Source organism: Polaromonas sp. (genome assembly GCF_010365105.1).
Taxonomy (GTDB): Bacteria; Pseudomonadota; Gammaproteobacteria; order Burkholderiales; family Burkholderiaceae_C; genus Polaromonas.
In genome coordinates this window covers 36,858-49,900 of the sequence record NZ_JAAFGZ010000021.1, presented here as the reverse complement: position 1 = coordinate 49,900, position 13,043 = coordinate 36,858, and the positions used below count along the sequence as shown (strand labels likewise).

Below are 13,043 nucleotides of genomic sequence, written 5' to 3'. Positions count from 1 at the left end.
TCTTCAGTTCGATCGCATCCAGCTTGGCTTTTACGAAAAACCAGTCTTCTGAACCTATGACGCAGAATTGTGCAATTGGCTCAAATAAATAGCTGCTTGCGTAGAACAGTCGCGCGGAAAAGGCCTATTTGATGCATAAATCCGAGACCAAAACGCAACCGGCTGGTCAAAACGAATGTACTCCCGCATTCAATAGGTCTCAAGATGCAACCGCCCCTGGGACTTGAGCGCAGCGCCTACGGCTTCCCAATCCAGCCCCGCCTGCTGCGCCACATCGCGCAGCGCCAGCACCACGCCCTCCTCCATGCTTTTGAGCCCGCATACATAAAAGAAGGTCGAATCATCCTGCAGCAGCAGCGCCAGGTCGGTCGCGCGCTCGCGCATCACGTCCTGCACATAACGCTTGGGCTCACCCGGTGTGCGCGAAAACGCAAAATTGATGTCGATGAAATCCTTGGGCAGGCTTTGCAGCGGGCCAAAATAAGGCAGCTCCTGCTGGGTGCGCGCGCCGAAGAACAGCATCAGCTTGCCCCCTTCGAACTTGCCTGACTTGCGCAGCCGCCGACGCCATTCGGTCATGGCCCGCATCGGTGCACTGCCCGTGCCAGTGCAGATCATCACGATGTTCGAGCGCGGATGATTGGGCATCAGGAAACTGGCGCCAAATGGGCCCATCACCTGGACCCTGTCGCCGACCTGCAAATCGCACATGTAGTTCGAGCTGACGCCGCGCACCGGATTGCCCTGGTGGTCTTCCAGCACCCGCTTGATGGTCAGCGACAGGTTGTTGTAGCCCGGCCGCTCACCGTTGCGCGGGCTGGCAATCGAATACTGGCGTGCATGGTGAGCCCGGCCGTTGGCGTCAACCCCAGGCGCCACAATGCCGACAGACTGGCCTTCGCGCACCGGAAACGGCAGCTTGCCAAAGTCCAGCACGATGTGGTGCGTGTCGTAATCGTCGCTGCCAATCTCGGTCACCCGCACATTGCCTGTCACGGTGGCAGTGATGGATTTTTCAGCCGCTTTCGGGCCGTACAGGTTGGTGTAGGCATGCACGGCCGACCAGGGAGGCAAGATGGCACCGTACTGGGCGCTGTAGAAAGCCGCCTCGCCAGTGACCGCCGCCGGCAGCGAAGGCGCCACCGGTTCGATGTCGGGAATGGCACCGGCAGCAACGCCTTCGGCCGCCAGTTCTTCCGGGGTAAGTTCAACCGGCAACTCATCCCAACCCAGTTGGGCTTCCAGGCTGTACGCCATGACGCGCGGCAGCGTGCGCCAGTTGTCGATCGAGCCCGTCGGGCACGGCGAAATGCAGTCCATGCAGAAATTGCATTTGTCGGCATCCACCACATAGTTCATCGAATCATGCGTTATGGCCTGCACCGGGCAGGTCGCTTCGCAGGTGTTGCAGCGGATGCAGATTTCAGGGTCAATCAAATGCTGCTTGATCACGTGAATTTCGGTCATGTCCATAGCGGTTTCCGATAAGGGCTTGAGGGCAGCTATGCGTTAACGATGATGGCAAAGCGGAATGCGGAGTTCAAAGCCAGCACTTTCAGGGAGCGCGTGTTTTCTCTGCCACCAGCAGGGGCCGCGGAACTGGCTTTGCCAGGCCGCAGGCGCAGCGGCCCCCTCGGGGGGGCAGCGCAGTACGCGAAGTGACAAGCGTGGGGGTCAGTTAAATCGGACATAGTCATAGTCAACCGGCTGGCGGTTGATGCCCATGACCGGCGGCGCAATCCAGTTGGCAAACTTGCCGGGCTCGATGCAGCGACCCATCAGGCTGGCAACATAGGCGCGGTCTTCGCTGCTGGGCAGCCACTGGTTCACGCAGGCATTCCATTCAGCATCCGACACCACGCGGCCATCGGGCGACACCTTGACCTTCGACAACGAACCGATATTGCGGTGAAACGCCTTGTGCGGCACCTTGAGCTGCACGGCAATGCCAGCCTTGGTCAGCACCTTGTTCCAGCGCTCGACGCCGGCCACAGAGTCACGGATGTAGTCGTCGCGCAGCACTTCATTGAGCGCGTTGAGCATCGGCACTTCCTTTTCGGCCAGCTGGCCGTCCTTGACCTCGATGACCTTGTAGGTCTGACCCTTGAGCACGTGGTCATCGACGCGCTTGCCTTCTTCATAGCGGCCCTTCAGGCCGGAGCTGTAGAAGGTGGCGGCATTGCTCGACTCGTCAGCGCCGAACAGGTCGATGGTGACGCTGTAGTGGAAATTGATGTAGCGCTGGATGGTGGGCAGGTCAATCACGCCAGCGGCTCTCAGCTTGCCGACATCGTCTGTTTTCAGCTCGTTCATCTTCTGCGCGGTGCGCTGGATAACGCGCGAAATGCCGCTTTCACCGACGAACATATGGTGCGCTTCCTCGGTCAGCATGAACTTGGTCGTGCGGGCCAGCGGATCAAAAGCGCTTTCGGCAAGCGCGGCCAGCTGGAATTTGCCGTCGCGGTCGGTGAAGTAGGTGAACATGAAAAAGCTCAGCCAGTCCGGTGTCTTCTCGTTGAAGGCGCCCAGGATGCGCGGGTTGTTCTCGTCGCCGCTGCGGCGCTCCAGCAGGCCTTCGGCTTCGTCGCGGCCGTCGCGGCCGAAATGCTTATGCAACAGATACACCATCGCCCAGAGGTGGCGGCCTTCCTCGACATTGATCTGGTAGAGGTTGCGCAGGTCGTACATGCTGGGCGCGGTCAGGCCGAGATGGCGCTGCTGCTCGACCGATGCCGGCTCGGTGTCGCCTTGCGTGACGATGATGCGGCGCAGGTTGGCACGGTGTTCGCCGGGCACGTCGGTCCAGGCTTTTTCGCCCTTGTGGTCGCCAAAATGAATGTCACGGTCGGCGCTGCCCGGGTTCAGGAAAATGCCCCAGCGGTAGTCGCGCATCTTGACGTGGCCGAACTGCGCCCAGCCTTGTGGATCGACGCTGACGGCGGTGCGCAGGTAGACGTCGGAATGGGTCGAGCCTTCGGGGCCGATTTCATCCCACCAGTTGAGGAAGTTCGGCTGCCATTGCTCCAGCGCGCGCTTGAGCGTGCGGTCTTCGCCGAGGTTGACGTTGTTGGGAATCGTTTCGCTGTAATTAATACTGGACATGAGGGGCTCCAAAAATAACTGACGGATTCGGGGGATGAATTTCGGTTGCGGCGCGCCACCCGGACCGCGCCGCACAACGAGAAAATACAGGCGTTTTTAGACGCGGTTCCAGTCAAACTGTGATTTTTCACCTTTGCCATAAACCTTGAGTGCGCCTTTATCACCGACAGCGTTGGGCCGCTGGAAAATCCAGTTCTGCCAGGCCGTCAAGCGGCCAAAGATGCGGGTGAACATGTTTTCCGGGCCGTTGAAACGCAGGTTGGCTTCCATGCCTGTCAGGGCATCAGGCGACATCGACACGCGCTCTTCGATGGCGATGCGCACTTCGTCGGTCCAGTCGATGTCGTCGGGGTTGGCAGTGACCAAGCCGACCGCGAATGCAGCATCGGCATCCAGCGGCTGGCCGGCCTTGGCGCGTACCGCTTCCAGTGCCGGCTGCTCGTCATAGAAGCGGCGGCCCAGACGGCTCTGGCCGGTGATCATCGGGTACAGGCCAAAGTTGATTTCGGCCACGGTAATCTTGGGCGCCTTGTCCTCATCATCCGGCAGTGCCAAATGGTAGCTGCGGTCACAAGCCAGTGCCAATTCCAGATAAGTGCCGACAAAGCACGAGCCCGGTTCAATCAGCGCAAACAGGCTGCGTGACGACAAGTCAAGGCGGCTCAGCGTGCGGCGCAGCAGTCCGATGGTTTCGCGAACCAGCCAGTGGTTCTGGTTCGCCAGCAACACATAGTCCATGGCCAGCACGGCGGCCGCATCGCCTTCAGTCTTGATCAGCCAGACACCGATGTCGAGTTCATTGGTGCGCATCATCAAAATCGCGTCTTCGAGTTCGCGCGCCAGCACCAGCGGGAACCAGTCAGCGCCCAGCGCTTCAATGCCGGCAATGCTTGAGGGCTGCTCGCCCGTGGGGGCCTTGACCGTCCACGTGGCGGTGCGCTTGGCGCGGTCGATCTCGATGGTCACGTTCGAATAATGCAGCGCGTCGGCTTCGACAGTGCGATTCAACGGCTTGAAGACAACGCCTTTGCCGTCGGCAGGACGGTCGCTTTGCTCGGCCAGCGCCAGTGCGCGGGTTTGTACTTTCTGGGCAAAATCGACGGCCTTGGCAATGTCATCGACCAGACGCCAGTCCTTGGCCTTCTGTCCGCGCACGCCTTCAACACTGGTGCAAAACAGGTCGGCCAGGTCGTGCCGAACATGGCGTTTGTCGGTCACGCGGGTCAGCCCGCCGGTGCCGGGCAGCACGCCGAGCAAGGGAACTTCGGGCAGACTGACGGAACTGGAGCGGTCGTCAATCAGGATGATCTCGTCGCACGCCAGCGCCAGCTCGTAACCGCCACCGGCACAGGCGCCATTGACGGCCGCCAGGAATTTCAGGCCGCTGTAGCGGGAGGAATCTTCCAGCCCGTTGCGGGTTTCGTTGGTGAACTTGCAGAAGTTCACTTTCCAGTAGTGGCTGCTCACGCCCAGCATGAAGATGTTGGCGCCCGAGCAAAACACTTTTTCCTTGGCGCTGGTGACCACCACGGTGCGCACTTCCGGATGCTCGAAGCGAATGCGGCTGACGGCATCGTTTAGTTCAATATCGACACCGAGGTCATAGCTGTTGAGTTTGAGCTTGTAGCCCGGACGCAGACCGGCGTTTTCATCAATGTCGACCGCCAGCGTGGCGACCGGGCCATTGAAGCTGAGCTTCCAGTGTTTGTACTGCGAAGGATCGGTCTGGTATTCGACGCGCGAAGCAATGGTCATGTTGTGATGCCTCCAGTTTTATGCATGAAACCTGCATTAATTGAAATTCAATACAAGCATGATAATGCAACATCCGCCAATCAAGCAAGCAAGCACTTTTATGCATGTACTGTTATTCCGTCAGGCTGGCAACTGCAGTGCCCCCCGAACTTTCTGGCGCAATATTTGAAAAGACAACTCCAGACTTTGAGCGCTGGTATCGACCTTGTGCTGCGCCTTCGAATAGAAAGCTGCACGACCAGAAAGAATGCCCTTGAGATCTTCCATTGCCTGCTTGCTGGCGGCCATGGGCCGCAAATCACCCTGCGCCAACACCCGCTTCATATGGTCTTCAGGGTCGGCCTGAAGCCAGACCGTGGTGCAGTGCGACAGCAACTGGTTGAAGGTAGCCGGGTCCGACACCAGGCCGCCGGGGGTGGCAATAACGGCTTCAGGGTAAATCTGGATCGTTTCCTCCAGTGCCCGGCGTTCATAGCGCCGGTAGGCATTCATGCCATAGAGCGCCTGGATTTCGGATACGCTGCAGCCCGCGAACTTTTCAATTTCACGGCTCAACTCGACAAATGGAAATCCCAGGTCTTCAGCCAGCAGCGCCCCCAGTGTTGATTTTCCAGCGCCGCGCAGCCCTATCAATGCGACCTGCGAACTGATGGCAGTGTTGGCGCTTCCGGTACCCAGCATTTCGCCAATGGCAATCCGCACCCGCCGCAGAGCCACATCGTCGCGGCCCTCAAGCAACTCCCGAATCAGCAGCCACTCGGGCGACAAGGTCGTGACATCGCCAATCAGTTCAGCCAGTGAGCAATGCAGCGCGCGGGCGACCTGCAGCAACACCAATATGGAGGCGTTTCCTTCGCCGTACTCCAGATTTGCCAAATGCCTTTCGGACACATCGGCGGCAATGGACACGGCTTTTCGCGTCATGCCGCGCCGCGCCCGCAGGGCCTTGACCCGCTCACCCAGAGCAACCAGGAAAGGATTTTTCTCGTCGGCTTCGGCAGCATGAAGAGATGAAAGATGCGCTCCTGTAAAGGCAGGCGTCTGCTCAGGCGAAACAGGTGTTAACCCTGATACATGCAATATATTGCTTGACATGTTATTTTTCAAGAATTATGGTTCATACAAGCACAATAATTCATATTAAGTGAATTGACAAGTTCAACACACTATACGGAGACCATGCATGCCGCTTGCAGAATTTCGGGAACAAATTACGCAAATGACGACCCGGCTGGCCGGCCGGCCGCTGGATGCCGTCCTGGATGCCTGGCTCAACGCCGAACATGGCGTCGAAAGCCCCACCTACCACCAGCTCAAGCAGTCATGCATGACAGGCGTTGCCGAAGGCTGGCTGTGCGACCGGGAGGGCGGCGGCATTCGTTACGGCCGTATTTTCAAACCGGCAGACGATCTGCACGGCTTTTCCGTCGATGTGGTGGATATGAAGGACATTGCCGGTCCGCATCACGTGCACCCGAATGGCGAGATCGACCTGATCATGCCGCTGGATGACGGCGCTCAATTTGACGGCCGCCCCGCCGGCTGGCTGGTCTGTCCGCCCGGCAGCGCGCACCAGCCCACCGTTTCAAGCGGACGCGCGCTGGTGCTCTACCTGCTGCCCCGGGGCAGCATCGAATTCACCCGTTCCTGACTGTTACGAAAAGATTTTCATGACCGAACTGCTTTCAAATTACCTTGGCGGCCAGTGGCAGCAAGGCACAGGTGCCGGTACGCCGTTGTTTGACCCGGTGCGGGGCCTAGAGCTCGTGCGCTTTGATGCAACCTGGCTGGATCTGGCCGCCGGTTTTGAATTTGCCAGAGAACAAGGCGGCGCGGCCCTGCGCACCCTCACCTACCGCCTGCGCGCCCCATGCTGCTGCCGAACGAAGTGGCGGGCAGGCCGGCATTTGATCTGCTGGTCAAGGAAGTGGTGCGTGAAATGACGGCCCTGTCGGGTCAGAAATCCACGGAGATTCGCCGTGTCTTTGTGGCTGAAGCTCTGTATGACGCAGCAGCAGATGCGCTTTTGGCGCGGCTGGCCAAAGCCACCGTGGACAATCCGCGCAATGAAAAGGTACGCATGGGCGCGCTGGTCAACCGCACTCAACTGGCAGCGTTGAAACAAGGCCTGGCGCACCTGAGCGCACAAGCCGAAGTGCTGCATGACGGCAGAGACGCCCTGATCGATGCCGATGCGGTTATCGCCTGCTGCGTCAGTCCCACGCTGCTGGGTAAGCGCGACGCGGCGGGCAGCGACAGCGCCGACCGTGGCCACGACACCGGAGTGTTCGGCCCTGTTGCCACGCTCGTGCCTTACCGCGAAACCAAACACGCATTGGCGCTGGTGCGCCGGGGTGAGGGCTCGCTGGTCACCTCTTTGTACGGCAGCGACGCAGGCACACTGATCGCCACCGCGCTGGAGCCGGCTGACAGCCATGACCGCGTGCATGTGATTTCGCCCGACATGGCTGCGCTGCAAACCAGGTACGCCAATGTCATGCCGCAGTCGTTGCATGGGGGGCCGGACCGCGCGGGCGGCGGCGAAGTCCCCGGCGGCCTGCACGCCCTGAACTTCTACCACCGCCGCAGTGCCGTGCAGGCCGATACCGAGGTGCTTGCGCATTTGCACCCATCGGCTGCGCTCTGAATAAAAAAGACCAGGAGACACAGCCCATGAGCATCCCTGCAAGCCCAGCACTCCGACTTCAGCCTCCCGGCATGCCATTCAACTTTGCCCAGCACCTGATCGCCTGCAACGCCGGGCGCCCGGACAAGACGGCATTCATCGACGATGCAGGCAGCCTGAGTTACGGGGAACTGGCCGAGCGTATCTGCCGCCTGGCCGCCGGACTACTCGCCAGCGGTGTGCGCCGTGAAGAGCGCGTGCTGATGCTGATGCACGACTGCAACGACTGGCCGGTGAGCTTTCTGGGCGCGATGTATGCGGGCATCGTGCCGGTCGCTGTCAACACCCTGCTGACCATTGACGACTACGCCTTTATGCTCGAACACAGCCGAGCGCAAGCCGTATTGGTGTCCGCAGCGTTGCTGCCCCTGCTGCACGAAGCCATGCGCAAGGCCACGCATGAAGTCAAGACTGTCATCGTCTCGCATCCCAACGCCGCTTTGCCTGCTGACATCGTGGCACTCGATGAACTGATTGCCCAGCACTCGCCGCTGGCCCGGGCTGCCGCTACCAGCCCCGATGACCCGGGTTTCTGGTTGTATTCCTCCGGCTCCACGGGCAAGCCCAAAGGCACGCTGCACACGCACGCCAATCCTTACTGGACGGCAGAGCTCTACGGCAAACCCATCCTGGGCATCACCGAGCGCGATGTGTGTTTTTCTGCCGCCAAACTGTTCTTTGCCTACGGACTTGGCAACGGCCTGAGTTTTCCGCTCAGTGTCGGCGCCACGGTGGTGCTGATGGCCGAGCGCCCGACGCCAGCGGCCACCTTCAAGCGCTGGATTGACCACCAACCCACAGTGTTTTTTGGCGCGCCGACCGGCTTTGCCGGCATGCTGGCCGCGCCCGGCCTGCCGGCGAAAAGCCAGGTGTCGCTGCGCATGGCGTCTTCGGCTGGCGAGGCCTTGCCGGCCGACCTGGGCGAACGCTTCACCCGGCATTTCGGCATCGAGATCATCGACGGCATCGGTTCGACCGAAATGCTGCACATCTACTTGTCCAACCTGCCCGGAAAAGTGCGCTACGGCACCACGGGCTGGCCGGTTCCCGGCTACGAGATCGAATTGCGCGGCGATGACGGCCACCCGGTGCCAGATGGCGACACCGGCGACCTCTACGTCAAGGGACCGAGCGCGGCGCTGCTGTACTGGGGCAACCGCGAGAAGTCACGCGAAACCTTTCAAGGCGCCTGGACCAAAACCGGTGACAAGTACGTTCGCAACGTCGACGGCACCTACACCTATTCGGGCCGCAGCGACGACATGGTCAAGGTCAGCGGTATTTACGTTTCGCCCTTCGAGGTCGAGGCCACGCTGTCGCAACACCCGGCCATCCTGGAAGCTGCCGTCATTGGCGTGACGGATGCTGAAGGCCTGACCAAGACCAAGGCCTATGTTGTGCTGAAGGCTGGCCAGCAGGTCAGCGAAGACGAGCTGAAGTCTTTCGTCAAGGAGCGGCTCGCGCCCTACAAGTACCCGCGCACCATCGAATTCATAACCGAGTTGCCAAAGACCGCCACGGGCAAGATCCAGCGCTTCAAGCTGCGCGATCGGCAGGCAGAAGCCCCATGACAGGCAATGTGGCGTTTATCGACATCGACTGGGACGGAAGTCTGATCCGCATTGAACACCAGTGGATTCAGCCTGACCGCACAGCGGCGCCGCTGATCGTGTTCCTGCACGAAGGGCTGGGATCGGTGGCGATGTGGAGGGATTTCCCGCGTTACCTGTGCGAGGCGACCGGTTGCCGTGGCCTGGTGTATTCGCGCCCCGGTTATGGTCGCTCTTCGCCTCGCCCGACAGACGAAGCCTGGGGTCTTGACTTCATGCACCGGCAGGCGCAGCAGGTGCTGCCGGCCCTGCTGAATGCGCTGGGCATTGATGCACGTCATGACAAACCCTGGTTGCTCGGCCACAGTGACGGCGGCTCCATTGCATTGCTGTATGCCGCTCACTTCTCTGAATACCTTGCCGGCGCCGTAGTGTTGGCGCCCCACATTATGGTGGAAGGCGTGTCGGTCAGCAGCATTGAAAAGGCGCGTACGGCGTACCTTCAAACCAACTTGCGCCAGCGCCTTGCGCGACACCATGACAGCCCCGATTCGGCTTTCTGGGGCTGGAATGACATCTGGCTGCATCCTGACTTCAGGCACTGGTCCATTGCGCAGGAAATCGGTGCCATTCGCTGCCCGCTACTGGCGGTGCAGGGGCAGGACGACGAATATGGCACGCTGGCGCAGATTCACGGCATTGCCCGCAGCGTACCGCAGACTGAATTGCTCGAATTGGCCGAATGTGGCCATTCGCCGCATCGCGATCAGCCCGAAAGGCTGATCACAGCCATTACCGCATTCATTCAGCAGCCATTCTCTGAAAACAGGCCATCGAGCTCGGTCTGATGTCTGCACTTCATATCAGTTGGGTGAAGGGACGCTGCAAAAATCCAGTTCAATTGGGTGTGATCCCATATCCAGGTCAACCAGATATCTTATTGCTTTGGCTGTCACATCACGGCCTGCGGCTTCGTGCCTGATTCCGGATTGATTTGGAAGCGGAATAAATTGGTGCGAGAGACGGGACTTGAACCCGTACGACATCACTGTCCCGGGATTTTAAGTCCCGTGCGGCTACCGATTACGCCACTCTCGCTGGTGAAAACTGATCTGCCAAACAGCATTGTCAAACAAAAAAGCCCCTTAACCGGGGCTGATGACAAAAACTTGATGGAGGCGCGGCCCGGAGTCGAACCGGGCTAGCCGGATTTGCAATCCGGTACATAACCGCTTTGTTACCGCGCCCTCTTTTTTTTCTTGTTTTTCGTACTTTCCAACCAAAAAGGGCAGCATTTTGAAGTGCTGCCCTTTGAATTGGAGCGGGAAAAGAGGCTCGAACTCTCGACCTCAACCTTGGCAAGGTTGCGCTCTACCAACTGAGCTACTCCCGCGAGTCTAGCTATAAATTATAGCTTGGTTTTTAACGATTATTTAAATAAAGGTAAAGCTTGCCGCTTAATGCTTGACCGTACCAACAACTTGCGAGGGTGCGGCAGCGCTGGCGGCCGCAATTATTGCAACTTCTTCATCGGTCAATGGCACCGGCTGTCGCTCCAGGGCAACCTGCAATACCTGATCAATCCATTTGACCGGAATGATTTCAAGACCGGCTTTGACATTGTCTGGAATTTCCTGAAGATCCTTGGCATTTTCCTGCGGGATCAGCACGGTCTTGATGCCTCCGCGCAAGGCAGCCAGCAGCTTTTCTTTCAGACCACCAATGGCAGTAACTTCTCCCCTCAGGGTTATTTCACCGGTCATTGCCACATCGCCGCGAACAGGAATGCCTGTCAATGCAGAAACAAACGCCGTAGTCATGGCAGCTCCGGCGCTTGGGCCGTCCTTGGGCGTCGCGCCGTCTGGGACGTGGATATGAATGTCACGCTTTTCAAACATTTCATCCTTGATGCCCAACCCCCTGGACCGACTCCGGACCACAGTACGCGCCGCCTCGACTGATTCCTTCATGACATCGCCCAATGACCCTGTGCGGGTGATGACGCCCTTGCCAGGCATGACGGCCGCTTCGATCGTGAGCAGGTCACCGCCCACTTCAGTCCAGGCAAGACCAACGACCTGACCGACCTGATTGTTCTTTTCCGCACGGCCATAATCGTATTTCCGGACACCCAGGAATTCATTCAGGTTGTCGGGCGTGACGAGCACTTTGGGCGTCATTTTCTTGAGCTGTATACCCTTGACGACCTTGCGGCAAATCTTTGACAACTCGCGCTCGAGTGAGCGAACACCGGCTTCACGCGTGTAGTAACGCACGATGTCACGCACCGCCTGTTCCTGTACTTCAAGTTCGTCGTCCTTCACGCCATTGTTCTTGACCTGCTTGGGCAGAAGGTAACGCATGGCGATGCTGGTTTTTTCGTCCTCGGTATAGCCCGACAAGCGGATCACTTCCATACGGTCAAGCAGGGCCGGCGGAATATTCATCGAATTCGACGTTGCCACAAACATCACGTCACTCAGGTCAAAGTCGACCTCGACATAGTGATCTCCAAAGGTATGGTTCTGTTCCGGGTCCAGCACTTCAAGCAAAGCACTTGAGGGATCGCCACGGAAATCAGTGCCAAGCTTGTCAATCTCGTCAAGCAGGAACAGCGGATTGCGCGTACCGGCTTTGCTCAGGTTCTGCAACACCTTGCCAGGCAGAGCACCGATATAAGTACGGCGATGTCCCCGGATTTCTGCTTCGTCGCGCATGCCACCCAAGGCCATGCGAACATACTTTCGACCAGTGGCTTTGGCAATCGACTGACCGAGCGATGTCTTGCCGACACCCGGAGGGCCCACCAGGCACAAAATCGGCGCCTTCAGTTTGTCAACCCGCTGCTGCACTGCGAGGTACTCGACAATGCGGTCCTTGACTTTTTCAAGACCGTAATGATCCTCATTGAGCACGGCTTCGGCATTGACCAGATCATGCTTGATCTTGGTTTTCTTGCTCCAAGGCAGCCCAAGCAGCACATCGATGTAACTTCGCACCACTGTGGCTTCCGCCGACATGGGTGACATCAGTTTCAGTTTCTTGAGTTCGCTTTCTGCCTTTTTGCGGGCTTCCAGCGGCATCTTGGCGCTCTTGATCTTCTTTTCGATTTCTTCAAGATCAGCGCCTTCTTCGCCTTCGCCCAATTCTTTCTGGATGGCCTTGACCTGCTCGTTCAGGTAGAAGTCGCGCTGGTTCTTTTCCATCTGCCGCTTGACGCGCCCACGGATCTTCTTGTCCACATTGAGAATGTCAACCTCGCGCTCAAGCTGCTCGTACAGGTTCTCAAGACGCGCCTTGACATTGTCCAGGTCCAGGATAACCTGCTTGGCATCCAGCTTGAGCGGCAAGTGCGCAGCGATGGTGTCCGCCAGCCGACCGGGGTCGTCGATACTGGAGATCGATGTCAGTATTTCGGGTGGTATTTTTTTATTCAGTTTGACGTAATGGTCAAACTGCTGTGTCACCGCGCGGCGCAAGGCCTCGATCTCGCTGCCCTTGTCACCCGCGACAACAGCCACAGGCTCGACAGGCGACACATTGGCAGTGAAGTGCTGCTCGCCTTCCTCGATCTTGTTCACCCTGGCGCGCTGCTGCCCTTCAACCAGGACCTTGACCGTTCCGTCCGGCAACTTGAGGAGTTGCAAAATGGTGGCAATGCAGCCCACCTCGAACATGTCATCAACAGACGGTTCGTCCTTGGCAGCGGTTTTCTGGGCCACCAACATGATTCGGCGCTCGGACTCCATGGCCAGTTCAAGCGCCTTGATGCTCTTGGGCCGGCCCACAAACAAGGGAATCACCATGTGCGGAAAGACCACGACGTCCCTCAACGGCAACAGAGGCAGTTCGACGGGAGTTGCAGGAAGAAAAGTTTGTGCAGACATATAAAACCCTAAACCTTCATAACAAGGCTGAACGCAACGCTCCCTTTCAGGATCGGGCGAAAT

At 58.7% G+C, this 13,043-nt stretch carries 8 protein-coding genes, 3 tRNA genes and 1 pseudogene; 4 read left to right on the top strand and 8 right to left on the bottom strand.

Going from position 1 to position 13,043, the window contains the following annotated elements; translation table 11 throughout:
* Positions 1-189: 189 nt before the first annotated feature.
* From boxA to GZ092_RS14455, 4 genes are all read right to left on the bottom strand, one after another.
* A complete protein-coding gene (gene boxA / locus GZ092_RS14470; protein ID WP_293637403.1) occupies positions 190-1,473 on the bottom strand; it encodes a benzoyl-CoA 2,3-epoxidase subunit BoxA in 1,284 nt (427 codons plus the stop codon).
* 201 nt (positions 1,474-1,674) lie between these two features.
* A complete protein-coding gene (gene boxB / locus GZ092_RS14465) occupies positions 1,675-3,102 on the bottom strand; it encodes a benzoyl-CoA 2,3-epoxidase subunit BoxB (protein WP_293637401.1) in 1,428 nt (475 codons plus the stop codon).
* Between the two features lie 96 nt (positions 3,103-3,198).
* The gene (boxC, locus tag GZ092_RS14460) at positions 3,199-4,857 is read right to left on the bottom strand and encodes a 2,3-epoxybenzoyl-CoA dihydrolase (RefSeq protein WP_293637399.1); all 1,659 of its coding nucleotides are present in this window, start codon (positions 4,855-4,857) and stop codon (positions 3,199-3,201) included.
* Positions 4,858-4,977: 120 nt separating this feature from the next.
* Positions 4,978-5,952, bottom strand: coding sequence for a helix-turn-helix transcriptional regulator (locus GZ092_RS14455; protein ID WP_293637398.1), 975 nt, complete (start codon positions 5,950-5,952; stop codon positions 4,978-4,980).
* An 88-nt stretch (positions 5,953-6,040) separates the two neighbouring features.
* Here GZ092_RS14455 and GZ092_RS14450 point away from each other — a divergent pair, with 88 nt between their 5' ends.
* The 4 genes and pseudogenes from GZ092_RS14450 to GZ092_RS14435 all read left to right on the top strand — a co-directional run bounded on the left by GZ092_RS14450 (position 6,041) and on the right by GZ092_RS14435 (position 9,941).
* Positions 6,041-6,508 carry a DUF4863 family protein gene (locus GZ092_RS14450; RefSeq protein ID WP_293637396.1) on the top strand — a complete coding sequence of 156 codons (468 nt, stop codon included), beginning with the start codon at positions 6,041-6,043 and terminating at the stop codon, positions 6,506-6,508.
* 19 nt (positions 6,509-6,527) lie between these two features.
* Positions 6,528-7,504, top strand: a pseudogene (locus GZ092_RS14445) (aldehyde dehydrogenase family protein).
* A gap of 26 nt (positions 7,505-7,530) precedes the next feature.
* Entirely contained in the window at positions 7,531-9,114 is a 1,584-nt protein-coding gene (locus GZ092_RS14440; RefSeq protein WP_293637394.1) for a benzoate-CoA ligase family protein, read from the top strand.
* Complete coding sequence (locus tag GZ092_RS14435; RefSeq protein WP_293637392.1) at positions 9,111-9,941, top strand: alpha/beta hydrolase; 831 nt, start codon at positions 9,111-9,113, stop codon at positions 9,939-9,941. The genes GZ092_RS14440 and GZ092_RS14435 overlap by 4 nt, the downstream gene beginning before the upstream one ends.
* Positions 9,942-10,104: 163 nt before the next feature.
* Here the strand turns inward: GZ092_RS14435 and GZ092_RS14430 are convergent.
* The 4 genes from GZ092_RS14430 to lon form a co-directional block, all read right to left on the bottom strand.
* Positions 10,105-10,191: transfer RNA gene (locus GZ092_RS14430), tRNA-Leu, on the bottom strand.
* Between the two features lie 75 nt (positions 10,192-10,266).
* Positions 10,267-10,340, bottom strand: a tRNA-Cys gene (locus tag GZ092_RS14425).
* 70 nt (positions 10,341-10,410) lie between these two features.
* A tRNA-Gly gene (locus GZ092_RS14420) sits at positions 10,411-10,486 on the bottom strand.
* A gap of 64 nt (positions 10,487-10,550) precedes the next feature.
* Complete coding sequence (gene lon, locus GZ092_RS14415; RefSeq protein WP_293637390.1) at positions 10,551-12,980, bottom strand: endopeptidase La; 2,430 nt, start codon at positions 12,978-12,980, stop codon at positions 10,551-10,553.
* Positions 12,981-13,043 lie beyond the last annotated feature (63 nt).

Excerpts from the sequence above, each read along its gene's own strand:
- GZ092_RS14450 (WP_293637396.1), top strand. The coding sequence starts at position 6,041 with ATGCCGCTTGCAGAATTTCGGGAACAAATTACGCAAATGACGACCCGG.
- lon (WP_293637390.1), bottom strand. The coding sequence starts at position 12,980 with ATGTCTGCACAAACTTTTCTTCCTGCAACTCCCGTCGAACTGCCTCTG.
- GZ092_RS14440 (WP_293637394.1), top strand. The coding sequence starts at position 7,531 with ATGAGCATCCCTGCAAGCCCAGCACTCCGACTTCAGCCTCCCGGCATG.
- boxB (WP_293637401.1), bottom strand. The coding sequence starts at position 3,102 with ATGTCCAGTATTAATTACAGCGAAACGATTCCCAACAACGTCAACCTC.
- boxA (WP_293637403.1), bottom strand. The coding sequence starts at position 1,473 with ATGGACATGACCGAAATTCACGTGATCAAGCAGCATTTGATTGACCCT.
- GZ092_RS14435 (WP_293637392.1), top strand. The coding sequence starts at position 9,111 with ATGACAGGCAATGTGGCGTTTATCGACATCGACTGGGACGGAAGTCTG.
- boxC (WP_293637399.1), bottom strand. The coding sequence starts at position 4,857 with ATGACCATTGCTTCGCGCGTCGAATACCAGACCGATCCTTCGCAGTAC.
- GZ092_RS14455 (WP_293637398.1), bottom strand. The coding sequence starts at position 5,952 with ATGTCAAGCAATATATTGCATGTATCAGGGTTAACACCTGTTTCGCCT.